The organism is Brachybacterium sp. GU-2 (genome assembly GCF_030866705.2).
In the GTDB taxonomy this organism is placed as follows: Bacteria; Actinomycetota; Actinomycetes; order Actinomycetales; family Dermabacteraceae; genus Brachybacterium; species Brachybacterium conglomeratum.
In genome coordinates, this window is sequence record NZ_CP133037.2 from 1,422,121 (window position 1) to 1,447,994 (window position 25,874).

Genomic DNA, 25,874 nt, shown 5'->3' on the forward strand with positions numbered 1-25,874 from the left:
CCGCGGGAAACGGCGGAGCGGACAGGGCCTCGGGGGCACCGGGGACCGACGGAGCGACCGGAGCTCCGGGAGCACCGAGGGCCGGGAGGGCGAGGGCGACCTCGGGAACGGCGGGTGCCCAGAGAGCCGCAGGGGTCGCAGGGACGACGGGTCCCGCGGAGTCGCCCGCACCAGCGCTCCGGCCCCGTCCCACCGCCGCGCTCGTCCGCGCCTCCGCGGTGGGCGTGCTCGCCCTGGCCCTCGCGCTGCTGCGCGGGGAACCCGCGCTGATCCTCGCCGGGCTGCCCCTGCTCGCCTGGGCGCTGCTGGCCGTCGCCCGCCGCACGGCCCGCGGCCAGGAGCGCTCCTACCCCACCCCGTCACTGCGCCTGAACCGTCGGCGGATCGACGAGGACGGCGCGGCGCGCGCCACGGTAACCGCAGGCCCGGGCCTGCTGACCACGGCGAGCGTCCCGAGGCCTCCGCATGCGGATCTCGCCCCGCGCCACGGCTCCCTCACGGGCGACGGCGGGGCGTCGCTGCGCATCGGCGCCCGACGCTGGGGCCGCATCGAGGTGGGGCCGGTGCACGTGCTGGTCGCGGACCCGCTCGGCGCCTTCCGCGCACAGGCCGACCTGCCCCCGGTCTCGCTCCAGGTGGTCCCCTCCTCCGTGGTGCTCGATGCCCCCGTGGACGTCCCCACCACGATCGGGATGAGCGGCGCGCACCTCTCCCGGCGCCGCGGCGACGGCACCGCACTGTCTGAGGTGCGCGCCTTCCGGCCCGGGGACCGCCTGCACCGGATCAACTGGCGCGTCACCAGCCGCACCGGGCAGCTGCACACCAATGCGACCTTCACCGAGCAGGACACCGAGGTCCTCGTCGTCACCGACACCACCGCGGACGTCTCCCCCGCGCCCTGGGCCGGCGAGGACGCGCCCACCAGCCTGGACATGACGATCCGCGCCACGACCGCCGTGGCGCGCCACTATCTCGGCGTCGGCGACCGGGTCGCGCTGCTCGACATCGGACGGCTGATCGGCGCGGTGCCGCCCGGCTCCGGCCCCCGTCAGCTGCGGGTGCTCACCGATGCGCTGTCCCGTGCGGCCCGGGACCCGGGCGCGCTCCGTCCCCTCCCCCGCCTGCCCGCGGTGCGGACCGGCACGCTGACGGTGGTGTGCTCGCCCCTGCTCCGCCCCGAGGTGATCACCAGGATCGGGGAGCTCGTCGCCCAGGGCGCGGACGTGATCGCCGTGGACACGCTCCCGCCGAGCGTCGGGGACACCTCCGTGCTGCGCGGGCGGCCGCTGCGGCTCGAGGGCCGGGTCTCCGAGCGCTTCTGGCCCGAGGCGTGGGCGCTGCGGAGGCTCGAGCGGGAGCGGACGGTGCGCGAGCTGCGGGAGGCGGGCGTCCCGGTCACCGCGTGGGAGGGACCCGCCTCGCTGGCCCCGGTGCTCCTGTCCCTGTCCGCCGCGCGCGGTGCACCACGACGGAGGAGGTCCTGATGCGGCTGACGTCCCTGCTCGACCCGCTCGCCGACGCGCTGCTCGCGCTGCGCGGGATCAGTCCCGTGCAGTGGGCGCTGCGCGGCACCGGCACCGCGGCGACGCTCGCCGCGGCAGCGCTCGCGCAGTCCGGCCCGGGACTCGCGGCGATGCACCTGGGGGTCGTGCTGGTGGGGATCGTCTGTCTCACGGCCCTCGCCGCGCAGTGGCTCGATCCCGACACGGACCTCGGGATGCTGGCGCCGACGGCGGTGGTGATCGCGCTGGCGGTGCGGGCCGATCTGGACGTCGTGCTCGCCGGGTCGACGGGTCTGCTGCTGCTCGCGGCCCATGCCTCCTTCGCGCTCGCGGCCGTCATGCCCGCGTACGGCGCGCTCGGCAGCGACGCCCTGCGCCTCGCTCTGCGGGCGCTCACCGGGGTGCTCGTGCTGACGCTGGTGGGCGGGGTGCTCGTGGTGCTGCTCGCGCAGGTCCAGCTCGGGCCGTGGGCCGTGGTGGTCGCCGCGGTCGCCGTCGTCGCGCTGTGGATCGCCGTGATGCCGCGAGGGCGCTGAGGTCAGGGGTCGCCCGGCCGCGGTGCGGGCTGACGCATGTCGACCAGTGCCGATCAACCGGTGCGCGCTTCCGGCAGGTCCTCGGGATCCGACGGCCGGTCGTCGTCCGCGGTGGTCGGGCTCGACCTACCAGAGGGATCCGAGGCGTCGTCGAGGTCGACGGGCTCGTCCGCGAGGATCTCAGCGCGGGCCCTGTCCGCCCCGTCCAGGAGACGCCTCAGCAGCGGGGAGGTCGACTGATAGACGTGTCCCGTGGGGGTCCTGATCGTGAGGCGGTGCGGACGGTCATCGCTCGAGGGGTCGACCGTCGACTCCCATCCCGGCATCTCCTTGACGAGGTTGAAGCGCTGACAGTGGCCGATGCCGTTGTCGGCGTCGGTGCTGCCGCCGTCGGCGAAGCGATGGGCGTGGTCGATGTCGTGGATCGGCGCATCGCACCATGGCGTGCGGCAGCGCTGATCGCGCAGCAGGATGAATCGGCGGACCTGCCCACGGAAGAGTCGTCGCCTGGCGTCGACCTCGGTCAGGTCTCCGACCTTGGCGTCGGCATAGAGGCGACGGATCCACCGCGCCGCGCTGCTGATCTCCGGCGGGGGTGCGGGAGCATCTGCGGCCACGTGTGCTGGAGACGGGAGCGTCGGCACGCCGAGCGCAAGGTCGCGGGCGACTCGTCCGGGAAGTGGATGACCCTCGATCCATGCCGTCGCCTCCTCGTCGGCGAGGAGGGTCATATCGGTCATGAGCAGCTGGATCTCGACGGGGATGTCGTCGGGACTCTCGAGTCCGCAGGCGCGCGCTGTCAGGGTGTCGGCCATGATCTGGCCCTTGGTGCGCGGGTCCCCCGCGGCCTTCGCCGTCTTCGCCGCCTCGGTCAGCACCTTCAGCACCGCGACGCCGTCCTTCACGGGGAGCGTGGCGCGGAGGATCGACATGCCGTCGACGGCCGGCTGGAGCGAGACCCGTCGATCGGCGACCGCGCGCTGGTGCCGGTGCACCGCGGCGTCGGCGTCGAGCTCCTGCGCCCGGGCGCGGGCGAGGTCCCCGGCCCGGCGCGCGGTGACCGATGGCAGCTGGTCGGCGAGGTCGACATCGACGCGGGCCCGGTCCTCCTCCTCGAGCACCAGCACGTTCTCGGCGACCCTGCGGGCGGCGTACTCGCTGATCTCCCCCGCCTCGAGCAGCTCGCTGGTGCGCGGCAGGGATCCGAGCAGCACCCGGTGCAGAGCGACCTCGTCGGACGCCTGCTTCGGGGTGATGCGACGGGCGAGGGCGACCTGGTCGGCGATGCCGCGGCCCCGCTGTCCCCTGGGCACTCCCTGTCTCTGCTGCTCGCGGATCTGCGCATCCCAGAAGGCGGCCTCTGCCCGGGCCTGTGCGGCGGCGAGCCGTCCTTTGGCGCGCTCCGTCGCGGCGATCAGATCGATCAGTGCAGCGTCGTCCTCTGCGGCGAGCGCCTCGGCCGACGGGGCATGGTCGAGAAGACGGGACAGCTGACCGGCCCAGTCCAGTGCGGATTCCGGCATGGCTCTCCTCCCCTCGCTCGGCGGTGGTCCCGACGGCTCCGAGAGCGGCGCGACCTGACGAGCCCAGCCTGGTCGCCTCGTCGACGACGTGCCAGCATCAGCGCAAGGATGTGGATGGACACGGCATGTGGAGGAGACGTCCGACAGCGGACAGCAGCGGGCTTGCCCGGGGCTCTCGATGCGTGACGCCGGAGTCTCGCCCCTCCTCCCGATGCGTGGTGCCGGGCCCTCGCCGTCTCTCCCGATGCGTGGTGCCGGGGTCTCCGCTCCTCCTCCCGATGCGTGGTGCCGGGCCCTCGCCATCTCTCCCGATGCGTGGTGCCGGGGTCTCCGCTCCTCCTCCCGATGCGTGGTGCCGGGCCCTCGCCATCTCTCCCGATGCGTGGTGCCGGGGTCTCCACCCTGTCACGCCCTCAGCGGAACCGGCGTGACCGCCGTCGCTCGCCCTTCCCGCTCGGCGTCGATCGGGACTACCGTGCTGAGCATGTGGCAGATGATGGATCTCCTGTACGCGCACAAGAAGGACATGGTCGCGCCGGAGGACGCCCTGCCCGGCCGCGACGCCTACCCCTACCCCCTCGAGCGCGAGCACCTCGTGCTCGGCACAGACATGCTCGGACCCGACGCGCCCCGCGACCCGCACCCGTGGCCGGAGGGCTCCGAGGAGCTGATCCTCGCCGGCGGCTGCTTCTGGGGCATCGAGCGGATCGCCTGGCAGATCCCCGGCGTGCACACCACCTCGGCCGGCTACGCGGGCGGGTACACGCCCCACCCCACCTACGAAGAGGTGTTCTCCGCCCGGACCGGCCACGCCGAGGCGGTGCGCGTGATCTACACCGGCGGCGAGGACACCCTGCGAGCGCTGCTGACCGAGTTCTGGCAGCAGCACGATCCGACCACCGCGAACCGCCAGGGCAACGACGTGGGCACCGAGTACCGCAGCGCCGTGTACTGGACCACGGAGGCGCAGGGCGAGATCGTGCGCGACTCCGCCACCCGCTACCAGGAGGCGCTGGACGCCGCCGGTCGCGGCGCGATCACCACCGAGCTCGCGCCGCTGGCCGAGGCCGGAAACGGCGTCTACTACACCGCCGAGCCCGAGCACCAGCAGTACCTCGAGAAGAACCCCACCGGCTACTGCAACCACGGGTTCAACGGGGTCGCCTGCTCGCTCTGAGCCGCAGGCCGGTCAGCGCTGCGGCAGGCCGTCCCCGGTGTCGCCGCCCATGAGGTTGCGCCGCCCGCCGATGTCGGGGCCGCCCGACGGCCGGGCCGCGGCCGGCGCGGCGCCCATCAGCTGCGCCGCGAAGCCGCCGGCTTCGCGCGGGAGCGGGGCCGCACCGCCCGGACCGCAGGCCGCGGCGGCCGCCGACGGCTTCGCCCGCTCGGCCGCGCCCGCCTGCGCGAAACGCTGCATCTGCGAGGTGGTCGGGTAGGTGCCGCTGACCACGATGTCCAGGCCCAGCAGGGTCACTGGCAGCACCGCCTCCCCGGCGGACTCCATCAGGGCACGGACCGGCTCGCACTCCTCGAAGGCCCAGGCGTCCTCGTCCTGCAGGTACACCGTGATCGGCTGGCCGTCCAGGGCGAGCGCCGCGGCCTCGTCCAGGAAGGCCTCCTGCCGCTCCGCGTCGGGCGGCGGGGACGGGAGGAAGATGTCCAGCCCCGCGAGCTGCGGGGCGTCGTCGGCGTCGGTCATGGCCCCACCGTAGCGCGGGACGGGATCACGACCGTGCGGTCGTGGGACCATGGCGGCCCTGCACGGGACCCGCGCCGACGGGGCGGAGCTCGAGCTGCACGGCGACATGCTGGGGCTCGTCCACGAGTTCCGGTACGGGGCGTGAGTCGCCGCGGCGCGCTCTCGACGGTCGCGGCGAAAGGCCGCGACGAGGACGGGGCGTCGGCACCATCGAGGTGCCGCCGCCCCGTCCTCGGGTGGCGTCGGGCCAGACTCAGCGGGCCCCGGGCTGACGCGGGTTCGCGTAGTCGATCGTGAACTGCGGCGAGGTCCAGGTCTCCCAGTGCTCCGGGTTCTCCGGATCGCCGAGGGGCCTCAGGACCTTCATCTCCAGGACGTAGTCGCCGTCCTTCACGCTGCGGGACTTCTGGTTCTTCATCGAGAAGGTGCCGTCCCAGGCGAACAGCTCGGGCTCGGGGGAACGGCCCAGGTGATCGGTCGCGTCGATCGTGCCCATGGAGGGGTTGACGACCTTGAGCTTCCCGTTGGCCCGCACCTGGTAGGCCGAGATCTCGAGCCGCTCGGCGGGCAGCGCGAAGGCGTAGGCGAGGTAGGGCACGTCGCCGTCGGCCATCGTGTAGGTGTGGCCGCCCTCGGGATCCAGCAGCACGCTGCCGGCGCCGTCGCTGACGCCGAGGCCGGGCAGGCCCATCCCCTGGTCGTCCAGGACGGTGAGGGCCTGGTAGTCGCCGGAGAGGCCGGCGAAGGGCACCACGAGGTCGTCATCGGCGCCGGTCAGGGTGATCCAGCCGCCGTAGATGAGGCCGTCCGTCCCGAAGCCCTCACCGAGGGTCACGGTGACCTCCGCGCTTCCGTGCGCGGGCACGGTCACCTGCTCGGCGGAGGTGCCGGTGGTCGCCTCGGCCGTGTAGAACTCGGGGTTGCTGGTCGGGATCGCGGTCGCGACGCCGCTCTCGAAGCCGACGTCGTACACCTTCTGGGCGTCGGAGTCGTTGGTGACCGTCAGGGTGACGTCCTTCGGCCCGGCCTCGCCCTCGCCGAGGGAGATCGTCGGGGTCGTGACGGACGAGGTCGCGTGCACCGCGGCGACCATGTTCAGCATGCCCGCGCCCTGACGGTGGACGGGCTCGAGATAGCCCTGCTCCGGCAGCAGCGACCAGGTGAGCTGGTCGGCGGTGTTCATCATCGCGGTCTTCACGTCCGCGGGGGCGAGGTCGGGCTTCGCCTCCAGCAGCAGCGCGGCCGCGCCGGCGACGTGCGGCGCCGCCATCGACGTGCCGGACATGGAGCCGTGGCCGCCGCTCTCGAGCGGCAGCGTCGACCAGATCGAGCCGCCGGGCGCCGCGACGTCGGGCTTGAGGTCGAGGTCGGCCGTCAGACCGTAGGAGGAGAAGTCGGAGACGAGACCGCCGGTCCCGTTCTCGACCGTGGTGGAGCCGGACTGCCAGGCCCAGGTGACCGGGCCGGCCGCGAGCGCCTCCTGCAGGGCCAGGCCGTCGGCCTGGGAGAGCATCACGACCGGGACGGTGAGCGCGGGATCGCCCTCGACCGTCGGGTTCACGACGCCGGGGGCGTTGTCGTACAAGATCACGGCGTCGTAGCCGCCCTGCTCGCCGGCGACGGCCTTCTCGCGGAACGCGCAGCTGCCGCGCTCGACGAGCAGGGCCTGGCCCGGCTCGGCGGCGGGCACGGCCGTCGGGTCGCAGGCCTGTGCGGCGGTGGTGCCGGGAGCGCCGGCGGCGACGAGCGCGAGCTCGCCCGAGGTCGGCGGCTGCGGCGAGCCGGTCGCGGCCGAGTAGGGCCGGTCGGCCCCGCCCGCGGTCGCGAAGGGCGCGGAGCGGTGGGTGTTGTCGACGGAGGCGACGGTGATCGCGCTCTCGGCCACGCCCGGCGCGCCGCTCGAGAACAGGCCCGCGGCCCCCTCGTTGCCCGCGGAGATGACCACGGTGACGTCGTCGTCGACGAGCGTCTCGACCATCTGCGCGGTCGGGTAGTCCTGCCAGGTCATGAAGGAGGCGCCGAGGGACATGTTGACCACGTCCGCGCCGTCGTCCATCGCCCGCTCCATCGCCTCGAGGATCACCTCGGTGTCGCTGGAGCCCTCGCAGCCGAACACGCGGTAGGAGAGCAGGTCGACCTTCGGGGCCACGCCGACGACCTCGCCGTCGGCGCCGATGATGCCGGCGACGTGGGAGCCGTGGCCGCCGCAGTCGTCGGGGAACTCGTCGGGGACGGGGGCCTCGCCGGTGCGGGAGTCGTAGGCGTCGCCGACGAGGTCGTAGCCGCCGACGACGCGGTCGTTCGGGAAGTCCTTCGTCTCGTCGTCCACGCCGGAGCCGCCGAGATCGGGATGGTTGTAGTCGATGCCGGAGTCGATCACCGCGACGGTGACTCCCTCGCCGCTGAGGCCGTCGACCTGCTGGACCTGGTCCACGCCGGTCATCGCGTTGCCGTAGACGTCCGAGGGCGTCGCGTCGGCCGGCTCGGGGGCGGCGACCTCGAGCACGGGGTACACGGCCCGCACGCCCTCGACCTCGCTGAGCTTCTGCGCATCGGCGTCGTCCATCTCGACGGACATTCCGTTCCAGCCGGTGGTGAAGCTCTCCTGGACCTCGAGCGGGATCGCGGCGTCCTCGGCGCGCTCGGCCACGGTCTCCTGCGCGGCGGTCGCCGACGTCTTCGAGCCGCCGCGGAGCGTGGGCTGCCCCTCGACCTCGACCAGCCAGCGGCCGGGGACGGTGGTCTCCCCGGCGGCGCGGAGCTCGTCGGCCGTGGGGATCTCGACGCCGAGCTCGGCGGCGGTGCCGAGCTTCTCGGGGGTCTCGCCGTCGGCGAGCGCGGGGGCGCTCACCAGCATGCCGGCGACGAGCGCCGTGCCGGCGGAGGCCGCGAGCAGGCCGCGGGGTCTGGGAAGATCTGGTCTGGGCAGAGGCATCGGCGCCGTCCTTCGAGGAGAGAGGGAGGACGGTGCGCGCGCGAAGGGTCGCCCCGGGATGTCCGGTGCGCACCGCCGCTCACCATTTGATCATGTGACTCCCCTCACCGGGAGTCGAACGACCGGATTGCGGGAGGGAGGGTCCCGATCAGGTCACGGATCCGCGCCGCCGGCGGTCGCGCGGACGCTCAGGAGGTAATGCTCAAGGCGTCCCGGCCCACGGCTCGGCCCGGCCCGCTCTCCCGGTCCGGGACGGCTCGGTCTCCCGGTTCAGGGCGCCTCCGTCTCGCGGCGCAGCGCGATCCGGTCCGGATCGGGCAGCACGAAGGCCGGGGAGGCGAGCTGGGAGAGCGCGTGCTCGAGCCGGGGCTCCTCGTCGGGGACCATCACCGAGAGCATGCCGAGCCGGCCCCCGTCGATCTGGAGCTCGAGCTCGTAGCGGATCCCGCCGCGGAGGAACTCGCCGCGCACCGGCCACTGCTGCTGGCGCGGCACCGCGAGGCGCCGGGGATCCTCCACCACGAGCTGCAGGTCCGCGCCGACCCCGCCGGTGTCGAGGACCCGTGCGGTCTCGAGCTGCTCGCGCAGCGCCTCCGCGCCCGGCGGGGCCGGGGCGTCCGGGGCATCGGCCAGGAGCGCCTCGATCAGGGCCCGCGCCTCGGAGGGCAGCGGCACCCCGGCGGGCTCCCCGAAGGTCTCCTCGCGCAGGGACCAGCTGCGATCGGGGTCCCCCAGGTGGGGCAGCGCGATCACGGCCGCGGTGCCCGCCGCGCCCAGCGCCGCGAGCGCGAGGCGGGGCCGGGTCATCCCGAGCCCGCGCAGGGCGTCGACCATCCGGGCGTCGAAGCCCTCGACCACGTCCATCAGCCCCAGCGTCACGCCGCCGGCGACGACGCCGTCGCGCACCGGGTCCAGCACCGGCAGGTCGTAGCGGGAGGAGTCCGCGACGAGCGCGGCGGTCGCCGCGGCGACGCCCACCCGGTAGGCACCGTGCGCGAGCGGACCCAGCCGACGCGGCTCGGCGAGCGACAGCGCCCCGACGGCGCCGGCACCGGCGACGACTCGCAGCATCCGTGCCCTGGTCAGCGAGATCATGCTCGGAGTCTAGAGCCCCGCGGGGCGGGATCGACGTGCGGTCCGCGGCGACTACCCTCTCCTCTGTGAGCCAGGCACCCGAGATGTCCCGCCCGGCGCGCCCCGCTCCCGTGCCCGCCGAGCCGACGCGCCTGCGCCTCCTGGTGCCCGCGCTGCTCGCGCTCGCCGGCACCCTCGCCTACGGCCTGCTGGGCAGACAGCAGTTCCGCAACCTCGTCGCGCAGTCCTGGGACCTGGGGATCTTCACCCAGCTCCTCCGCGCCTACGGGGAGCTGCGCGCTCCGATCGTGCCGATCAAGGGCGATGCGGTGAACCTGCTGGGCGACCACTTCCATCCGCTGCTCGCGCTGCTGGCCCCGGTGTGGTGGATCTGGCCCAGCGGCGAGGCGCTGCTGTGGACCCAGGCGCTGCTGTTCGGGATCTCCGCGATCCCGCTGACCCGTCTCGCGATCGACCGGCTCGGAGCGGGCCTCGGCACGGTCGCGGGCGCCGCCTACGTCTTCTCCTTCGGGCTGCAGTCCGCGGCGGCGGTGCAGTTCCACGAGATCGCGCTCGCCGTGCCTCTGCTGGCCTTCTCGCTGACCGCGCTGCTGCGGGAGAAGGTGCTCGCCGCGGCGCTGTGGGCCGCGCCGCTGGTGCTGGTCAAGGAGGATCTGGGGCTGACCGTCGCGGCGCTCGGGCTCGTGATCGCGCTGCGGGGCCGGCAGCACCGCCCGCTCGGCGCGCTGCTCGCCTCCTGGGGCGCGGCATGGTTCGTGCTGGCGACCTTCGTGATTCTCCCAGCGCTGAACACCGCCGGGCAGTACGACTACACCGACAACCTCGGCTCGCCGCTGGAGGTGGTCTGGCCGCCGGTGAAGTGGCTGACCGTGCTGATGCTCCTCGCGCTCGCCGGCGGGATCGGTGCCCGCTCGCCGCTCATCTGGCTGATGGTGCCGACCCTCGCATGGCGCTTCACCGGGACGGTCGAGTTCTACTGGGACTGGTACTGGCACTACAACGCGGTGCTCATGCCGATCGCACTCGCGGCCCTGCTGGACGCCCTCGGCGACCGCCGCACCGGGTGGGCCACGGCCTGGCTGCGCCGCGACGCGCCGCTGCCGCCCAAGCCGGTGCGGACCGCCGCCGTCGCACTGTGCGCCGCGGTCACGCTGGTGCTCGGACCCCAGATGCCCGTGCTGGACGTGCTGCGCCCGCAGCAGTGGGAGCCGACGTGGCGGGCCGAGCCCGCGCAGGCCGCGCTCGAGGCGGTGCCCGACGACGCGGTCCTCGCCGCGGACATCACACTCCTCGCCCAGGCCGTGCCCGACCACGACGTGCAGTGGCTGCACGGCCCGAACGACCGCGTCCCCGACTGCGTGCTCGGGGACTGGTACGCGTTCTCCTGGAACTCGATGCCGCCCGATGACCTGGCGGTCTGGGCTCAGCAGCGGTGGGGCGCCGAGTACCGGCCGGTGTTCGACGAGGGCGGCTTCACCGTGGCCTGCCGGGCCTGAGCCGCGCACCGGAAGGCAGCGTGGTCAGGTCTCGTCAGGCCGGGCCGGCGGTGCTCCTCAGACCGGGTCCTCCCGGACGGTGCCGGTGCGTCGGCCCCGCTGACCTCGGGAGGTCGCCTGCGCCCGCTCCAGCACGTGTCGCTCCCGCTCCGCCCGCGCGGACTCGAGCCGGAGCCGCCACGGCGAGTGCCGCTCCGCCGCCAGCGCGATCTGCAGGCCCCGCGACAGGGCCCGGTCGGTCGCGGAGACCGGCAGCGCCGCGAGCTCCGCGGCGTGCTCGGGCAGCCGGTGCGCGACCCCGCAGGCGCTCCAGCGCGCCGCGATCTGGAGGATGCGGCTGCGGGTGTCGAGCATCGAGTGGCCCGCGCCGCGGATCTCCAGCAGCTGCGCGCCGGGGATCCGCCCGGCGACCTCCCGGGCGACCCGCGTCGGGCTGACCAGGTCCTGGCTCCCCGAGATCACCAGGGTCGGGGCGGTGATCGCGGGGGCGAGGGCGTGCAGGTCGATCGGCTCGCGCGCGAAGGGCGGCACGGCCCGGCGCTCCTCGCCCGTGAGCAGCAGCGGGTCCAGCGGTCCCCCGTCGGCGTACGCCCCGTACCCGAGCTCCGTGTGCACGAGACGGGCCACGAGGTCGTGCTCGACCACGAACGGGGTCGACTCGAGCCAGGCCCGGTTCAGCACCTTCCGCACGCTGGACCAGGTCAGGGAGCCGCGACCGACGGCGAGCAGGTCCACGAGATCGCGCACCGCGGCCGGTCCTCCGTGCTCGTGGACGGCGAGCACGACGGGGCCGGCGCGGGAGGCCTCCACCTTCCCCTCCGCGGCGAGGCGACGCAGCACGGCGGCGGTGGACGAGGTGGTCGCCTCGCCGCCGTCCCAGTACAGCTCGCGCAGACGTCGCTGGGCGACCAGCTCGTCGGTCGCGGCGCTGCGCGGGGAGTCCAGCACCAGGGAGTGCACCCGCTCCGGGTGCAGGATCGCGAGGATCTGGGCGAGCTGGGCGCCGTAGCCGGTGCCGACGAGCGCCGCCCGCTCGACGCCGGCGCGGTCGAGCACGGCGAGCACGTCCCGCACCACCTCCCGCAGCGTGATCGCCCGGGCGGGCAGGTCCTCCCCGACGGCGTCCAGCCGGGAGAAGCCGACGCCGCGGTGCTCCATCATCAGCACGTCCACCCCGCGCGCGGCGAGGCTGCGGCGCAGCACGTCGTAGGGCAGCACCGAGGCCCGTGCCGGACCGTCGGGCAGGATCAGGACCGGCACCTCGGGGCTGAGGGACTCGGGCGGCGAGCTCCCGTCCGCTCCCCGCACCCGGCGGGGACGGCGCGGGGTCGCGCGGGCGTAGCGCAGCGGGAACAGCTCCGGCCCCTCCCCCTCCACCTCGCGGTAGACGGTCATGAGATCGTTGCGGATCTGCAGCAGCTCGTCCTGGGTGGCGCGCTCGATGATCTCGACCGGCCGCGCCCAGGGCGCGATCCGCCGGGGCAGGGGCAGGGCCGGCAGCCCGGACGTGGGGGTCCGGGAGGTGCGGGGCTCCTCGCTCATCGCCGTCCTCTCATCGCGTCCGACGGGGCACGGGGCTTCTCATGCGTCGCCGCCCGTCGCACCGCTGCCCGTCGCGCCGCCGATCGTGTCCCACAGGAAGGTGTACAGCAGCGCATTCATCCGCGCCGCCTGCTCGTTGTTCGCCGCGCCGCCGTGACCGCCCTCGATGTTCTCCCAGGAGCGCACGTCGGCGCCGAGCGACTCGAGCGCCGCGGTGAACTTCCGGGCGTGCCCGGGATGGACGCGGTCATCGCGGGTGGAGGTGAGCACGAAGGTGGGCGGGTAGTCCGCGGCCCGCTCCTCGGAGAGCAGGTGGTACGGGCTGAAGGTGCGCACGAACTCCCAGTCCTCGGTGTCGGGGTCGCCGTACTCCGCCATCCACGAGGCTCCGGCCAGCAGGTGGCTGTAGCGCTTCATGTCCAGCAGCGGCACCTGGATGATCACCGCGCCGAACAGCTCCGGGTACTGGGTGAGCATGTTCCCGGTGAGCAGGCCGCCGTTGGAGCCGCCGCGCACCGCGAGGTGGTCACGGTCGGTGACGCCCCGCTCGACGAGGTCCTTCGCGACCGAGGAGAAGTCCTCGTAGGCGCGATGGCGCTCCTCCTTCAGCGCCGCCTGGTGCCAGGCCGGGCCGTACTCGCCGCCGCCGCGGATGTTGGCGAGCACGTAGGTGCCGCCCCGCTCGAGCCAGGTCTTCCCGATCGCGCCGAGGTAGGACGGGGTCAGGGAGATCTCGAAGCCGCCGTATCCGTAGAGCAGGGTGGGACGCGGGCCGGGCTCCTCCCCCTCCTGGCGCACCTGGGAGATCTCGAAGTACGGGATGCGGGTGCCGTCGTCGCTGGTGGCGAAGTGCTGGGTGACCTCGAGCCCCTCGGCGTCGAAGCGGGCCGGGGCGGACTTCACCGGCTCGAGGTCCGTCGGCTCGCCGCCGCCGGCGACCTCGGCGAGGTCCCCGAGCAGCAGCGCGGTCGGCTCGATGAAGTCGGTGACGGTCACCCAGATCTCGTCGCTCTCGTCGGCGTCGACCGCGGAGACGCCGATCGAGCCGCGCAGCTCGGGGTACAGATCTCGGCGCACCCACTGCCCGTGCTCGTCGCGGGTGTGGACCTCGAGGCGGTGCACGACGTCCTCGAGGATGGAGAGGACCACGGCGGTGCGGGTGATGGTCATGTCCGCGAGGGAGGTGGAGGCGGTGGGCTCGAAGAGCATGTGCAGCTCGGGCTCGCCCGACTGGAAGCGGGCGAAGTCGCCGACGACGAGGGAGCCGGCCGGGTAGACGTCCTCTCCCACCTGCCAGTCGCTGCGGGGGCTGAAGATCCCGAGGTCCCTGTGCGCGGTCGCCTCGAGGTCGCGGGGCACCTCGACGGTCGTCAGCTCCGGCGGGGTCGCGGACCGGTCCACGACGTGCACGGTCTGGTCGTAGAAGGCGTGGGCCTCGACGATCCAGTCCCGCTCCCAGCCGGGGGTGTGGTCGTGCGCGGCGAAGACCGCCATGTCCGAGGCGGGGATCTCGTGGACGAGCTCCGCCTCGTCCAGCGGCGTGCCGCGTCGCCAGATCCGGGCCTGGCGGGCGTAGCCGGAGCTGGTCATGGTGTCCTCGCCGAAGTCGGTGCAGGCCCAGACGGTGTCCTCGTCGATCCAGGACAGCGAGCCCTTGGCCTCGGGGCGCACGAAGCCGCCCTCGAACTCGGGGACGAAGGAGAGGGTCTCGAGGTCGAACTCGCGCGTGACGTCCGCGTCGGAGCCGCCGTGGGAGAGCGCGACCAGGGCGCGGCGGTAGGGCTCCCCGTCTGCCAGGCCCGCGGGGCGGAGCAGGCGCGCGCCGTGCCACACCCAGTCCTCGCCCTCGGCCTCGTTCAGCGCGTCGACGTCCAGCAGGATCTCCCACTCGGGCTCGTCCGTGCGGTAGGACTCCATCGTGGTGCGTCGCCACAGCCCGCGCTCGTGCTCGGCGTCGGTCCAGACGTTGTAGAGGTGCTCGCCGCGTTTGACGACGCCGGGGATGCGGTCCTTCGCGTCGAGGATCTCCCGGATCTGCCCCTGCAGGGTCTCCGCGAGCGGGGCGCCGTCGGGATCGGCGGGGTCCTGGACGCTCTCCAGCGCGGACTCGGCGCGGGCGTTGCGCTCGCGCACCCAGTCCAGCGCCTCCTCGCCGGTGACGTCCTCCAGCCAGGCGTGCGGGTCGGTGCTGCCGTCGGGGGCGGGGAGATGCGCGGTGTGCTCGGCCTGGTCGGTGCTGTCGGTCATCGTGGGGATCTCCGTGGTCGTGGTCCGGTCGGTCGTGGGGGCGGGGTCCGTCACCGGTCGCCCTGCCCGTCGGTCTGCTCGGGGAGCGCGGTGAACTCGCCGAGCACGCCCTTCCAGGCGCCCTTCCAGGCGGTCCGCGCATCGGCCGTCTCCAGGCCCTTGTGCTCGATGCCGAGGGTGCTGCGGCCCTCGTCCTTCGCGGTGATGTTCACCGAGACGCGGCTGCCGTCGGCGACGGCCGCGCGCCAGTAGCGCCACGTCGCGGTGTCGCTGAGCAGGGGCTCCTCGAGACCGAGGCCGTCGCGGCGGGCCTCGGTCATGAAAGCGTCCCAGCGGTCGCGCACCTGCGTCGGCGTGCCGGGCACGGTGCGGGAGGCGGAGGCGAAGAAGTCCCCGTCGCAGCTCTGCCCCACCACGCGGCGGCCGATCACCTGCTCGTAGGCGACGGTGACGCCCTGCGCCCACCACTCCTCGACCTCCCACCGCTCCACCAGCATCCGCGCGATCGCGGTGTGGTCGAGGTCGCGCCCGCCGGCCGCGTCGAGCCGGTCCGTCCACTCGGCCAGCGAGGTGCCGGTGCCGTTCTCGAGCCGCGCGGCGTGCGGATGGTCCTGCGGGAGGATCTGGTCGCTCATGGAGGACACGATACGGCGAGCGCCGGGCCCGGGGACCCGGTCCGACGGGCCCGCTGCGTGCATGGAACACTGGCGGGATGCGACGTCGTCACCTGCTCGCCCTCGCCCCCGCGGCCGCTCTCGCCGCCTGCACCGCCCCTGAGGAGGACCCCGCGTGCCCGGGCGGCGACGGCGGGGGCGCGGCCCCCTCCGACGGCGGAGACGGCGGCACCGCCCCGTCCGACGGCGACCCGTCCGACGGCGAGGAGCCGACGACGACCGCCCCGCCGAGCGCCGCCGAGCAGCTGCTCGAGGGGCTCTCGCCGCGCGAGATCGCCGGACAGCTGGTCCTCGTCGGCATCGCCGCCGGCTCCGAGATCCCGACCGCGACGTTCGAGGAGCACCACGCCGGAGGGATCTTCCTGCTGCAGGTGTGGGAGAGTGCCGAGCAGGTCGACGCCGTCGTCGACTCCGCCTTCTCGCTCGCCCGCCCCGAGCTGCCGCCGCTGCTGGCCGTGGACCAGGAGGGCGGCCAGGTGCGGATGCTGCGGGGCGACGCGGCACGGGAGACGGCCTCGGCCGAGACCCTCGGCGCCGAGGGTCCGCAGGCGGTGGCCGACGCGTACACGAGCATCGGCGAGGACCTCTCCGCGCGGGGGCTGCACGTGGCCCTCTCCCCCGTCGCCGACGTCGTCGACCCGGAGCTCGGCGACGCGAACGAGCCCGTGGGCGGGCTGGACCGCGGCTTCGGCACCGATCCCGAGCAGGTCGCCGACTGCGTGACCACCGCGGTCGAGGCGCTGTCCGAGCAGGGCATCGGCGCGACGCTGAAGCACTTCCCGGGCTTGGGCAGGGTGGAGCAGAACACCGACTTCTCCGCCGAGGGGATCGAGGACACGACCACCGGGCCCGAGGACCCGTTCCTCGAGTCCTTCCGCGCCGGGATCGACGCCGGCGCGCAGCTGGTGATGATGTCCTCCGCGATCTATCCGCGGATCGAGCCGGACGTCCCGGCGATGTTCTCCGCCGCCGCGATCCAGGACCTGCTGCGCGACGGCCTCGGCTTCGAGGGGCTCGTGGTCACCGACGACATCGGCGCCGCTCAGGCCGTCGCCGACGTCCCCGTCGCCGAGCGCGCGACCCGGCTGCTCGAGGCAGGCGGCGACGCGGTGCTCACCGCCGACCCGTCACTGACCGGCGAGCTCGTCGACGCGATCGAGGAGTGGGCCGGGCGTGGCGAGGAGCAGGAGCAGCGGGTGCGGGAGTCCGCCGGCCGGATGCTCGCGCTGAAGGAGGCGCTGGGGCTGCTCTGACCGCGCGCGGCACCAGGAGGCGGGCAGGGCGAGGCGGCGGGCCGGGCCGGGCGCTCCGCCCGACTCAGTCCTGTACCTTCGACCGAGCTCCTACCGGCTCGTCCCTCGCCAGTACGTCGCTCAGTCCTTGCCCTCTCGACCGAGCTCCTACCGGCTCGTCCCTCGCCAGTACGTCGCTCAGTCCTTGCCCTCTCGACCGAGCTCCTACCGGCTCGTCCCTCGCCAGTACGTCGCTCAGTCCTTGCCCTCTCGACCGAGCTCCTACCGGCTCGTCCCTCGCCAGTACGTCGCTCAGTCCTTGCCGAGGGTGATGAGGTGGTTCACCGGGCCGTGGCCGCCGGCGGTGCGGGAGAGGCGCCAGTCCTGCGCGTTCTCGCTCGCGCTCGCCACGAACTCGCGCGCCGAGGCGACGATCGTGGGCATGTCGTCGTCCGTGCCCGACTCGCCGATCTCCTGCAGCTCCCCCGCCCGATCGAACTCGGCGATCCGTGCGAGCTGGGCCGTCAGCGCGGCCGACAGGGTCGTGCCCGCCCCGCGCAGCGTCCGTCCCTCGATCCGCTGCGCCCGCAGCAGATCCGTGCCGCCGGGATGGACCAGCACGTCGACGACCTCGTCTCCCGGGAGCGACCCGCCCGTGATCAGGACGGAGCGGGGCCCCTTCGCGACGAGCGCGAGCGCGTGCTCGCGCATCTCCTCGATCGAGGTCGCCACCGCCCGGCGCAGCAGCTGCGCGGACTCCCTCATGGTCAGCACCAGCACGTCCACGAGCGGGAGCAGATCGTGCTCGATCGCCGCGGCGCCCTCCGCCGAGATCAGCGCCGTGCCGTCGGCGCTGACCATCACCGGGTCCAGCACCACGGTCCCGAAGCGCTCACGATGGGCCCGCAGCGCGGCCACGACCTCGGCGACCACGGCGGCGCTGCCCAGCGAGCCGATCTTCGTCGCGTCCAGCAGCAGCTCCTCGGAGACCGCGTCGATCTGGGAGCGCACCACCTCGGGCGGCAGCGGGTGCACCCCGCGCACGCCCTGTGGGGACGCGGAGACCACCATCGTCACGGCGCTCGCACCGTAGGAGCCCAGCGCCGTGAAGGTCTTCAGGTCCGCTTGGACGCCGGCGGCGCCGTCGGACTCCGATCCGGCGATGGACAGGACGAGGGGCGGGCGCATGCGATCTCCATCCGACGAGTGGACCGGGCCCCGGATGACCCGTGAGCGGAGAGTACCAACCGTCCCTGGCATCCCCCTGCCGGGACGCGGCGGCCCGGATGCCCGGCGGACGCGCCCGGTCGTGGGACAATCTCCCCCGGACGGGGGTCACGGGGACCCCGCCGGGAGGCGACCGGGGACAGGGCCCGGGACAGGGGAGGTGCCGATGACGCAGGAGCCGCACGGCGAGGGCTCGCCCGAGAGCGCCCCCCTGCCCGACTTCGCCTCCTCGACCTCCCCGACGGGACTCCCCGACTTCGGCGAGGACCACGGGCCGGCGACCCTCGGCGAGCCGAGCGAGCGCGCCCGCCACCGCACCCGGCTGACGATGATCGCCGTGATCGGCGGCTCGGTCGTCATCCTGCTCGTGCTGGCGCTGATCCTCTCCCAGACCGTCTTCCGCTCCGTGCTCGAGGATCCGGACCCGTCGGCCTATTCGACCGGGCCCCGCAGCGCCGAAGGCCAGTCCGAGTACGTCCCCGATCCCGAGGACCCGGACATCGCCCCTCCCCCGCCGATCTTCACCCAGGCTCCCACCACCGAGTGCACGGTCCCGCAGAACACGACCCCGCCGCAGCCCTCCGGTACGGGCACGGTGCGCGGCGGCGGGCTGGAGTACACCAGCCCCGAGGGCTGGGGCGACGGCTGGGCCGTCCACTCCCTGCCCTATCTCACCGAGATCGCGGCCGACGGCCGACGGGTCGAGGGCAGCTGGTACAGCGTCGTGAACCTCGGCCGGGTCACCTTCCCCGAGGACGAGGGCGGCTATCCCGGTCTCGAGGCCTCGGCCGTCGCGATCTTCCAGTGCTACGCCACCACCTCCGGGGTCGTCTCCCACTTCGGCGAGCACCCGGAGGTGACCGACTACCGCTCCGAGGTGATGACGGTGGACGGCACCGCCGCCTGGATCGTCCAGGCCACCTACCACTTCGAGGACCCCGAGGTGCTGGACACCTCGAGCGCCTCGATCGTCACGTCGATCGTCGTGGAGACGCCGAACGGCCCCAGCGCCCTGGCCAGCGACGTCGCCGCCGATCAGCCCGAGCATGTCCAGAACCTCGAGGACATCATCGCGAGCCTCGACGTCGTCGAGTGACCGACCGCTTCCCGATCCCCCTGCAGGAGCAGCCGTGCACACCGGACCGCAGTTCACCCCCACCCAGCCCGCCACCCCCGGCGGGGGCGGGGGCCGGGCGACGCCGCTGCTGATCGGCGGGATCGCCTTCGCCGCGGTGTTCCTGCTGATCGTCGGCGGCACCATCGGCTATCTCGTGCTCCGCGGGAACGGCGGCGAACCCGCCTCCGGCGGGACCGCGACCACGACGGACCCGTCGAGCGCCTCTGCGAGCGCGTCGGCGACCCCGACGGGCGAGGTCGAGGAGGAGCGCTGCTGGCAGCCGGAGACCATGGAGCGCGCCGGCGACAACCCCTCCGGGAAGCTGCGCGGCGGGGGCCTGCAGTTCATCCCGCCCGCGGTCTACGACCAGCGGCAGACGCCCCGCGGCGTCGCGTACGTGAACGACGCCCAGGGCGCCTACGCGCAGGTCGAGGACGGCTGGTACTCGGGAATGTTCGTCGGCGCGGTCGAGTGGCAGCCCGGCATCGAGTACCCGGGCAACGAGGTCGCCTCCGAGAAGATCGTCGCGTGCTACTTCGCCGCGTCGATCTGGGGAGACACCGAGGGGCGCACGCTCGACGACCAGGTCACCGAACCGGTGACGATCGCGGGCCTGCCCGGCTATCGCACCACCGCGACCGTGAACTTCGCGAAGGCCCCGATGGAGTTGACCTCCGCGACGAGCCTGACGGTCATCGTGCTGGACACCCCGCAGGGTCCGAGCGTGTTCATGCTCGAGACCGCGGTCGGCGTCGCCGAGCACGAGGAGGCCGCCGCCGAGGCCCTCGAGTCCCTCACCGGCGTCGCCTGAGCTCCTCCCCTGCCCAGGCCCGCCGCTCGGCCGGGGCGCTCCCTCACACCACCGAGGAGGCGAGGCGGCAGAGGTTGTCGATGACCTGCATGGTGCGGGGCCGGGACTCCCACTCCTCGCGCGTCAGCTGCCGGCTGCGGGAGCGGTAGGTGTCCTCCACCTCGCGCATCTTCTCCATGAAGTCGGTGCCGCCCACCATCAGCGAGCACTCCATCTGCAGCAGGAACGAGCGCATGTCCATGTTGGAGGAGCCGATCACGCTGACCGAGTCGTCGATCGTGACATGCTTGGCGTGCAGGATCGTCGGGGCGCGGTAGAGCCAGATCTTGACCCCCGCATCCAGCAGCGTCGAGTAGTAGGAGCGCTGGGCGTGGAAGACCAGGAACTGATCGCCGATCTCGGAGACGAACAGCTCCACCTCGACCCCGCGCCGCGCGGCGGTGATGAGGGCCGAGAGCATCGACTCGTCGGGCACGAAGTAGGGCGAGACCGCGACGATGCGCCGGGCCGCCGAGTAGAACAGCTGGTTGAACAGCAGCAGGTTGTTCTCCGCGACGAAGCCGGGGCCGCTGGGCACGAGCTGGCACTCGTAGGTGCCGGAGGAGTCCGGGGAGGGCCTCACCAGCGTCTCCACGGGCAGCATCTCGTCGGACTCGTAGTACCAGTCTGAGGCGAACAGCAGGTTCAGCTCCGAGACGATCGGGCCGCGGAAGCGGGCCATCGTCTCCTGCCAGTGCAGGCCGCGGCGGATGTTCGCGGGCTTGTCGTAGTGGGCGGCGATGAGGTTCTGGCTGCCCATCCAGCCGACCTCGCCGTCGACGATGACCATCTTGCGGTGGTTGCGCAGGTCCGGGCGCTGGAAGGCACCGTCGCGGAACAGGCGGATCGGCATCATCGGAGCGTGCTGGATGCCGTGGGCGTCGAGCTTCTGCCGCATCGCGCGGTACACGGCGCGGTGGCTGACCGCGCCCCAGTGGTCGTACAGCACCCTCACGGTCACGCCGGCGTCGGCCCGCTCCGCGAGCGCCTCGAAGAAGTCCTCGGTGACCTCGTCGAGGCCCATGATGTAGAAGAGCACGTGGACGCTCTCGCGCGCGGTGCGGATGTCCTCCGCCATCCGCGCGATCGAGGTGTCGTAGTCGATCTCGAGCTCAGCCGAGTTCTTTCCGGTCAGCGGGAACGCGCCGAGCTCGCGGTTCAGCTGCACGGCGGACTGCAGCCAGCTGGGCGCGTCCTCGTCGAGCTCGCTGTCGGGGATCTCGTGGGCCCGCACCCGCAGCAGCCGGTTCACGACCTTCTGCTTCGCGAGCCGGCGCTTCGGGAGCTGGGAGCGGCCCAGCAGCAGGAACAGCGGGAAGCCGACGATCGGCAGCACCATGATCGCCAGCAGCCAGGCGAGCGCCGAGCCGGGCCGACGGTTCCGGGGGACGACGACCAGGCTGATCAGCCGCAGGACGACATCGATGCCGACGTAGAGATAGGTCCACACCAGGGCCCAGTTGTCGAGCACCCACTGCCACAGTCCCATCGGTAGTCTCCTCCTGCATCGTCGGGTCCCCGGAAGGCGGAACGGCGGGCCCCCGAGAGGACCCGCCGTTCAGCATACGGAGTGCGACGCCGGCGGCGCCGCGCGGTGGCGTCAGTCGTTGCCGCGCAGGATCATCAGGATCCGCAGCACCTCGACGTACAGCCACACCATGGTCACGGCGATGCCGAATCCGAGGCGCCAGGCGTACTTCCGCGGCGTGCCCGCCTCGACGGAGCGCTGGACGTCCTCGAAGTCCATCACCAGCGAGTAGGAGGCCATGACGACGGCGAGGCCGCCGATCACGAGGCCGAGCACGCCGTCGCGCAGGCTCTGCCCGGAGAGCAGCAGGTAGCCGATGTTCACGAGCCCGAACAGCAGGTACGCGACCATCGCGACGAAGAAGATCTTGTTCAGGCGCGGGGAGGTGCGCAGGACGCCGACCCGGAAGAGGACCAGCACGGTGGCGGCCACCGCGAGGGTGCCGAGCACGGCCTGCAGGCCGATGCCGCGGTAGGCGCCGCCCGCCGCCCACTCGAGGCTGCCGGTGATGCCGCCGAGGAACATGCCCTCGAAGGCCGCGTAGGCGAGCACCGCGATCACCGAGGGCTGCTTCTTGAAGATGTTGATCAGCGAGGTCACGAGCCCGCCGATGACGCCGACGAAGGTCAGGACGCCGGTGACCGCGAGACCGATCTGGATGCCCTGGTCGCCGGCGACGAGGCCGAGGGCGAGCGGCATCATCGCGACGGCGAAGCCGACCACGATGATCACGCCGAGGGTCGCGCTGATGGCGTTGAGCGCATCGCGCATGGTCATGCGACCGGTGTCGTGACCGGTGGCGGCCGGGCGGGCGTACATCGCCTCGAGCTGGTCGCCGCCCTGCTGGCCGAAGCCGGAGGACCACCGGGTGTCGGAAGCGGGTCCGGTCTGTGCGCCCTGGCCGAAGCGGGGGCCGCTGTACGCGCTGCCGCCCTGCTGCACTGCCTGGTCACGGCCGAACACGATGTTGTGGCGTGCCATGTGACTCCTCACGTGGGAATGATCGGGGGTCGACGGCGGAGCTCGACAGGGTCCACCGGACCGACCCGCCCAGCCTAACGGGCGTTCCCGAGATCCACCTGGGCGTGCTCTGCGCCGTGAGCGAAGCGTGACCCGCGCTCGGGGCCGCCGCCGCGCCGCTCCTCGCCCGTGCCGGCGCTCCTCGTGCAGGCGCCGGGCCCCGCCGGCTCAGACGGAGCTGATCACCTCGCGGAAGCGGCGCAGGCGCTCGTCGATGCTGGAGAAGAACTCCTCCGGGCTGCCGTCCTGGAGGATCCGCCCGTCCTCGAGGAAGACCACCCGGTCCGCGACCCGTCGGGCGAAGGCGAGCGAGTGGGTGACCACCACGAGGGTGCGGTGCTCGGCGGCGAGGTCGGAGAGCACCGCGACCACCTCTGCGGCCAGCTCGGGGTCCAACGCGGAGGTCGGCTCGTCGAACAGCAGCACGTCGGGGTCCATGGCCAGCGCCCGGGCGATCGCGACGCGCTGCTGCTGGCCGCCGGAGAGCCGGTCGGGATAGGCCTCTGCCTTGTCGGCGAGACCCACCTTCCCCAGCAGCTCGCGCCCGCGCGTCTCGGCCTCCGCCCGGTCCAGGCCCAGGTTCTCGATCGGGGCGAGGGTGACGTTCCCGAGGGCGGTCAGGTGCGGGAAGAGGTTGAACTGCTGGAAGACCATCGTCGAGCGGGAGCGGATCTGCCGGACGGTCCGGGCCGGGAGCCTGCCGCCCACGTCGATCGGGCCGTCGCCCAGGTCGAGGGTCCCCGCATCGGGCTGCTCGAGCAGGTTCAGGCAGCGCAGCAGGGTGGACTTGCCCGAGCCCGAGGGGCCCAGCAGCACCGTCGTGGTGCCGCGCTCGATCTCCAGCGAGACCCCCTCGAGGGCGACGAGCTGCCCGAAGGTCTTGCGGAAGCCGGCCACGCTCAGCGGCGGCCGGGCGTCGGGAGCGTTCTCAGGCGCGGACATGGGCGGACACCTTCCTCTCCAGCTGGTTCTGCCCGAGGCTCAGCAGAGACACCACGAGGAGATAGATCAGGGCCACCAGGGTGTACATGATCAGCGGCTCGTAGGTGGTCGCCGCGACCTGCCGGCCCACCTGGAACAGGTCGATGAGCGTGATCGCGAAGACCAGGCTGGTGCCCTTGACCAGGTCGATGAAGTCGTTCGCGAGCGGCGGGAGCACGATCCGCATCGCCTGCGGGGCGACGACGCGGCGGAAGGTCGCCGCGCGTGAGAGGTTCAGGGACCTGGCCGCCTCGAACTGGCCGCGCGGGATGGAGAGGATCGAGGCGCGCACGGCCTCCGAGGCGTAGGCGCCGGTGTTCAGCGCGAGCGTGATCACGGCTGCGGGGAAGGCGGCGAGCTCGATGCCGATGCCCGGGAGCCCGAAGTAGACGATGAACAGCTGCACCACCAGCGGCGTGCCGCGGAACACCTGCACATACGCCCAGGCCAGAGCCTTCAGCGGCACCGGGGAGTACAGGCGCGCGAGCGCGACCAGCACCGCGATCACCAGCGCGATCGCGAAGGACAGCAGGGACAGCGGGATCGTGACCTGGACCAGCGCGGCGAGCAGCCGCGGGAAGGACTCGATCCACAGCTCGAGGAAGCGGGGCACGGCGCCTCAGCCCTCCGGGGTGATGTCCTGACCCACCCACTCCTCGTAGATGGCGGTGAGCGAGCCGTCCTGCTTCATCTCCTCGAGGATCGCGTTCACCTCGGTCAGCAGCGGCTCCTGCCCCTGCTGCATGATGACGCCGACGGTCGTCTCGTCGGGCAGCTCCTCGTCGAGGAGACGGAAGTCCGCCTCCGGATGCTCCTCCTGGTAGGTCTGGAAGGAGATCAGGTCGTTCGCGGTCGCGTCGGCCCGGCCCTGGAGCACCAGCTCGATCGCCTCGGCGAAGCCCTGGACCGGCACGATCTCGGCGCCGAGATCCTCCATCTGGGCGGCCCAGTTGCTGGTCGCGGTCTGGGCGCTGCGCGCGCCGTCGAGCTCGGCGAGGGTCTGCACCTCGGAGTCCGCGGGCACGGCGACCCGGCCGATCGAGCGGGCGTAGGGCTCGGAGAAGGCGTAGACCTCCTCGCGCTCGGGGGTGATGCCGACGTTGTTGACCACGAGGTCGTAGCGGTCCACGTCGAGCCCCGCGATGAGGGAGTCCCATTCGGTCTCGACGTACTCGGGCGTCGCCCCGAGTCCTTCGGCGATGCGATCGGCGATCTCCTTCTCGAAGCCGACGAGCTCGCCGGAGCCGTCGTGGAAGGCGTAGGGGCGGTAGGTGCCCTCGAGCCCGATGCGTACGGTGCCGCTCTCCTGGATGCGGGCGAGGACGTCCTCGCCGCTGCCGCCGCCGTCGGAGGCGCCGGAGCCTCCTTCGGAGCTGCAGGCCGCCAGGACGGCGAGCACGGAGGTGCCGCCGAGGGCGAGGGCGAGGCGACGGGTGGGGCGCGGGGCGGGGCTCATGGTGATGTCCTCTGCGGTGGGGAGCGGTCGGGGGCGGGTCAGCCGGCGGCGGCGAGGGCCTGGTCGAGGTCCTCGAGGAGATCGGCGAGGTCCTCGATGCCGACGCTCAGGCGCAGCATCTCGGTGCTGATGCCCGCCGCGGCCTGGGCCTCGGGGGTCATCGCCTCGTGGGTCATGGTGGCGGGGCGGCAGATCAGCGACTCGACGCCGCCGAGGCTCACCGCGTAGGCCGGGTAGCGCAGGGCGCGCAGGAAGGCGACGCGGTCCAGACCGTCGGCGAGCTCGAAGGAGAGCACGGCGCCGCGGCCCGTGGCCTGGGCGTCGTGCAGGCGCGCCTCCTCCTCGCTGTGCGAGCCGGGGTACCAGACCCGGGCGATGCGCTCGTGACCGCGAAGATGCTCCACGATCGCCTCGGCGTTGGCCTGCTGGCGCTCCAGGCGCAGCGGGAGGGTCTTGATCGACTGGATCAGGCGGAAGGAGTCCTGCGGGCCGAGCACCCCGCCCTGGGCCTTCTGGGCGAGGCGGAGCGCGTCGGCGAGCCCGTCGTCGTCGGTGGTGACGGCCCCGGCGAGGAGGTCGGAGTGGCCGGCGAGGTACTTCGTGGCGGACTGCACGACGATGTCGACGCCGAGCGCGAGCGGCTTCTGCAGCACAGGCGTCATGAAGGTGTTGTCCACGATCACGAGGGCGTCGTGGCGGTGGGCTAGCTCGACGATGCGGCGCAGGTCGGTGATGCGCAGGGTCGGGTTCGCGGGGGTCTCGACGAAGACGGCGCGCGTGGCGGGGGTGAAGTCCTCGTCGGTGAGCTCGGCGAGGTCCGCGACGAAGCGGCCGGTGATGCCCCGTCCCGGCAGCACGAGGTCGACCAGGCGATAGGTGCCGCCGTAGACGCTCGCGGGGAGGATCACCTCGTCGCCGACCTCGAGGGTGGACAGCGAGGCGGCGGTCGCGGCCATGCCGGAGGCGAAGGCGAAGCCGTGGCGGGCGCCGTCCAGCGCCGCGAGGACCTGCTCGAGCTGGGCGCGGGTGGGGTTCGCCCCGCGCTGGTAGGCGTAGGCGCCGTCCTCGGTGGCGGGGTCGAGCTCGAAGGTCGAGGCCAGGTGCACCGGTGGGACGACGGCTCCGTGCTCGAAATCGCGCAGGGTATGCACGGCGGCGGTCTGGATGTGCACGGCAGCTCCTCATCGGGGGACGTCGGGGATGCGGCCACACTA

General features: G+C 73.1%; 21 protein-coding genes. 7 read left to right on the forward strand and 14 right to left on the reverse strand.

Annotation, left to right across the window (positions count from 1 at the left end):
* The first annotated feature begins 224 nt into the window (after positions 1 to 224).
* Both RBL05_RS06555 and RBL05_RS06560 read left to right on the forward strand, forming a co-directional pair.
* Positions 225 to 1,484 carry a DUF58 domain-containing protein gene (locus RBL05_RS06555; RefSeq protein ID WP_308740197.1) on the forward strand — a complete coding sequence of 420 codons (1,260 nt, stop codon included), beginning with the start codon at positions 225 to 227 and terminating at the stop codon, positions 1,482 to 1,484.
* Positions 1,484 to 2,038 (forward strand): hypothetical protein, encoded by a 555-nt coding sequence (locus tag RBL05_RS06560; RefSeq protein WP_308740196.1) that lies wholly within the window; start codon positions 1,484 to 1,486, stop codon positions 2,036 to 2,038. Before RBL05_RS06555 ends, RBL05_RS06560 begins: the two co-directional genes overlap by 1 nt.
* 53 nt (positions 2,039 to 2,091) lie before the next feature.
* Here the strand turns inward: RBL05_RS06560 and RBL05_RS06565 are convergent, their stop codons facing one another.
* Complete coding sequence (locus RBL05_RS06565; protein ID WP_308740195.1) at positions 2,092 to 3,561, reverse strand: HNH endonuclease; 1,470 nt, start codon at positions 3,559 to 3,561, stop codon at positions 2,092 to 2,094.
* Between the two features lie 484 nt (positions 3,562 to 4,045).
* On the opposite strand from RBL05_RS06565, the gene msrA reads away from it, so the two are divergent.
* Entirely contained in the window at positions 4,046 to 4,738 is a 693-nt protein-coding gene (msrA, locus tag RBL05_RS06570; RefSeq protein ID WP_308740194.1) for a peptide-methionine (S)-S-oxide reductase MsrA, read from the forward strand.
* A 12-nt stretch (positions 4,739 to 4,750) separates the two neighbouring features.
* Here msrA and RBL05_RS06575 read toward each other — a convergent pair whose 3' ends face one another.
* The 3 genes from RBL05_RS06575 to RBL05_RS06585 form a co-directional block, all read right to left on the reverse strand.
* Positions 4,751 to 5,260 (reverse strand): arsenic metallochaperone ArsD family protein, encoded by a 510-nt coding sequence (locus RBL05_RS06575; RefSeq protein ID WP_308740193.1) that lies wholly within the window; start codon positions 5,258 to 5,260, stop codon positions 4,751 to 4,753.
* A gap of 253 nt (positions 5,261 to 5,513) precedes the next feature.
* Positions 5,514 to 8,195, reverse strand: a complete 2,682-nt coding sequence (locus RBL05_RS06580) for a S8 family serine peptidase (RefSeq protein ID WP_308740192.1) — start codon at positions 8,193 to 8,195, stop codon at positions 5,514 to 5,516.
* A 270-nt stretch (positions 8,196 to 8,465) separates the two neighbouring features.
* The gene (locus tag RBL05_RS06585; protein ID WP_308740191.1) at positions 8,466 to 9,290 is read right to left on the reverse strand and encodes a hypothetical protein; all 825 of its coding nucleotides are present in this window, start codon (positions 9,288 to 9,290) and stop codon (positions 8,466 to 8,468) included.
* Positions 9,291 to 9,355: 65 nt separating this feature from the next.
* On the opposite strand from RBL05_RS06585, the gene RBL05_RS06590 reads away from it, so the two are divergent.
* Entirely contained in the window at positions 9,356 to 10,786 is a 1,431-nt protein-coding gene (locus RBL05_RS06590) for a DUF2079 domain-containing protein (RefSeq protein WP_308740190.1), read from the forward strand.
* 57 nt (positions 10,787 to 10,843) lie between these two features.
* Here RBL05_RS06590 and RBL05_RS06595 read toward each other — a convergent pair whose 3' ends face one another.
* Genes RBL05_RS06595 through RBL05_RS06605 form a run of 3 tightly spaced genes read right to left on the reverse strand, consistent with a single transcriptional unit; the run spans position 10,844 to position 15,210 of the window.
* The gene (locus RBL05_RS06595; RefSeq protein ID WP_308740189.1) at positions 10,844 to 12,328 is read right to left on the reverse strand and encodes an alpha/beta fold hydrolase; all 1,485 of its coding nucleotides are present in this window, start codon (positions 12,326 to 12,328) and stop codon (positions 10,844 to 10,846) included.
* Between the two features lie 39 nt (positions 12,329 to 12,367).
* Positions 12,368 to 14,575 (reverse strand): prolyl oligopeptidase family serine peptidase, encoded by a 2,208-nt coding sequence (locus RBL05_RS06600; protein ID WP_308740188.1) that lies wholly within the window; start codon positions 14,573 to 14,575, stop codon positions 12,368 to 12,370.
* A 50-nt stretch (positions 14,576 to 14,625) separates the two neighbouring features.
* Positions 14,626 to 15,210, reverse strand: a complete 585-nt coding sequence (locus RBL05_RS06605) for a hypothetical protein (RefSeq protein WP_308740187.1) — start codon at positions 15,208 to 15,210, stop codon at positions 14,626 to 14,628.
* Positions 15,211 to 15,287: 77 nt separating this feature from the next.
* Between RBL05_RS06605 and RBL05_RS06610 the strand changes: the two genes are divergently transcribed.
* Positions 15,288 to 16,502, forward strand: a complete 1,215-nt coding sequence (locus RBL05_RS06610; protein ID WP_308740186.1) for a glycoside hydrolase family 3 N-terminal domain-containing protein — start codon at positions 15,288 to 15,290, stop codon at positions 16,500 to 16,502.
* A 291-nt stretch (positions 16,503 to 16,793) separates the two neighbouring features.
* Here RBL05_RS06610 and thiD read toward each other — a convergent pair whose 3' ends face one another.
* A complete protein-coding gene (thiD, locus tag RBL05_RS06615; protein ID WP_259882491.1) occupies positions 16,794 to 17,669 on the reverse strand; it encodes a bifunctional hydroxymethylpyrimidine kinase/phosphomethylpyrimidine kinase in 876 nt (291 codons plus the stop codon).
* Between the two features lie 205 nt (positions 17,670 to 17,874).
* On the opposite strand from thiD, the gene RBL05_RS06620 reads away from it, so the two are divergent.
* A complete protein-coding gene (locus RBL05_RS06620) occupies positions 17,875 to 18,804 on the forward strand; it encodes a hypothetical protein (protein WP_259882493.1) in 930 nt (309 codons plus the stop codon).
* A gap of 34 nt (positions 18,805 to 18,838) precedes the next feature.
* The gene (locus tag RBL05_RS06625) at positions 18,839 to 19,636 is read left to right on the forward strand and encodes a hypothetical protein (RefSeq protein ID WP_263312033.1); all 798 of its coding nucleotides are present in this window, start codon (positions 18,839 to 18,841) and stop codon (positions 19,634 to 19,636) included.
* Between the two features lie 43 nt (positions 19,637 to 19,679).
* On the opposite strand, the gene cls is transcribed toward RBL05_RS06625, so the two are convergent.
* The 6 genes from cls to RBL05_RS06655 all read right to left on the reverse strand — a co-directional run bounded on the left by cls (position 19,680) and on the right by RBL05_RS06655 (position 25,832).
* Positions 19,680 to 21,164 carry a cardiolipin synthase gene (gene cls / locus RBL05_RS06630; RefSeq protein WP_308740185.1) on the reverse strand — a complete coding sequence of 495 codons (1,485 nt, stop codon included), beginning with the start codon at positions 21,162 to 21,164 and terminating at the stop codon, positions 19,680 to 19,682.
* A gap of 111 nt (positions 21,165 to 21,275) precedes the next feature.
* Positions 21,276 to 22,184, reverse strand: a complete 909-nt coding sequence (locus tag RBL05_RS06635) for a Bax inhibitor-1/YccA family protein (protein WP_308740184.1) — start codon at positions 22,182 to 22,184, stop codon at positions 21,276 to 21,278.
* Between the two features lie 207 nt (positions 22,185 to 22,391).
* Entirely contained in the window at positions 22,392 to 23,165 is a 774-nt protein-coding gene (locus tag RBL05_RS06640) for an amino acid ABC transporter ATP-binding protein (RefSeq protein ID WP_308740183.1), read from the reverse strand.
* A complete protein-coding gene (locus tag RBL05_RS06645; RefSeq protein WP_263312037.1) occupies positions 23,152 to 23,817 on the reverse strand; it encodes an amino acid ABC transporter permease in 666 nt (221 codons plus the stop codon). The genes RBL05_RS06640 and RBL05_RS06645 overlap by 14 nt, the downstream gene beginning before the upstream one ends.
* Before the next feature lie 6 nt (positions 23,818 to 23,823).
* Positions 23,824 to 24,660: a transporter substrate-binding domain-containing protein gene (locus RBL05_RS06650; protein ID WP_263312038.1), complete on the reverse strand. Its 837-nt coding sequence runs from the start codon at positions 24,658 to 24,660 to the stop codon at positions 23,824 to 23,826.
* Between the two features lie 38 nt (positions 24,661 to 24,698).
* The gene (locus RBL05_RS06655; RefSeq protein ID WP_010551150.1) at positions 24,699 to 25,832 is read right to left on the reverse strand and encodes a trans-sulfuration enzyme family protein; all 1,134 of its coding nucleotides are present in this window, start codon (positions 25,830 to 25,832) and stop codon (positions 24,699 to 24,701) included.
* Positions 25,833 to 25,874: the final 42 nt, after the last annotated feature.

What these genes read in the sequence shown, in the direction of transcription:
- RBL05_RS06560 (WP_308740196.1), top strand. Translation starts at nt 1,484, where the DNA reads ATGCGGCTGACGTCCCTGCTCGACCCGCTCGCCGACGCGCTGCTCGCG.
- RBL05_RS06565 (WP_308740195.1), bottom strand. Translation starts at nt 3,561, where the DNA reads ATGCCGGAATCCGCACTGGACTGGGCCGGTCAGCTGTCCCGTCTTCTC.
- msrA (WP_308740194.1), top strand. Translation starts at nt 4,046, where the DNA reads ATGTGGCAGATGATGGATCTCCTGTACGCGCACAAGAAGGACATGGTC.
- RBL05_RS06575 (WP_308740193.1), bottom strand. Translation starts at nt 5,260, where the DNA reads ATGACCGACGCCGACGACGCCCCGCAGCTCGCGGGGCTGGACATCTTC.
- RBL05_RS06580 (WP_308740192.1), bottom strand. Translation starts at nt 8,195, where the DNA reads ATGCCTCTGCCCAGACCAGATCTTCCCAGACCCCGCGGCCTGCTCGCG.
- RBL05_RS06585 (WP_308740191.1), bottom strand. Translation starts at nt 9,290, where the DNA reads ATGATCTCGCTGACCAGGGCACGGATGCTGCGAGTCGTCGCCGGTGCC.
- RBL05_RS06595 (WP_308740189.1), bottom strand. Translation starts at nt 12,328, where the DNA reads ATGAGCGAGGAGCCCCGCACCTCCCGGACCCCCACGTCCGGGCTGCCG.
- RBL05_RS06600 (WP_308740188.1), bottom strand. Translation starts at nt 14,575, where the DNA reads ATGACCGACAGCACCGACCAGGCCGAGCACACCGCGCATCTCCCCGCC.
- RBL05_RS06605 (WP_308740187.1), bottom strand. Translation starts at nt 15,210, where the DNA reads ATGAGCGACCAGATCCTCCCGCAGGACCATCCGCACGCCGCGCGGCTC.
- RBL05_RS06610 (WP_308740186.1), top strand. Translation starts at nt 15,288, where the DNA reads ATGCGACGTCGTCACCTGCTCGCCCTCGCCCCCGCGGCCGCTCTCGCC.
- thiD (WP_259882491.1), bottom strand. Translation starts at nt 17,669, where the DNA reads ATGCGCCCGCCCCTCGTCCTGTCCATCGCCGGATCGGAGTCCGACGGC.
- RBL05_RS06620 (WP_259882493.1), top strand. Translation starts at nt 17,875, where the DNA reads ATGACGCAGGAGCCGCACGGCGAGGGCTCGCCCGAGAGCGCCCCCCTG.
- cls (WP_308740185.1), bottom strand. Translation starts at nt 21,164, where the DNA reads ATGGGACTGTGGCAGTGGGTGCTCGACAACTGGGCCCTGGTGTGGACC.
- RBL05_RS06635 (WP_308740184.1), bottom strand. Translation starts at nt 22,184, where the DNA reads ATGGCACGCCACAACATCGTGTTCGGCCGTGACCAGGCAGTGCAGCAG.
- RBL05_RS06640 (WP_308740183.1), bottom strand. Translation starts at nt 23,165, where the DNA reads ATGTCCGCGCCTGAGAACGCTCCCGACGCCCGGCCGCCGCTGAGCGTG.
- RBL05_RS06650 (WP_263312038.1), bottom strand. Translation starts at nt 24,660, where the DNA reads ATGAGCCCCGCCCCGCGCCCCACCCGTCGCCTCGCCCTCGCCCTCGGC.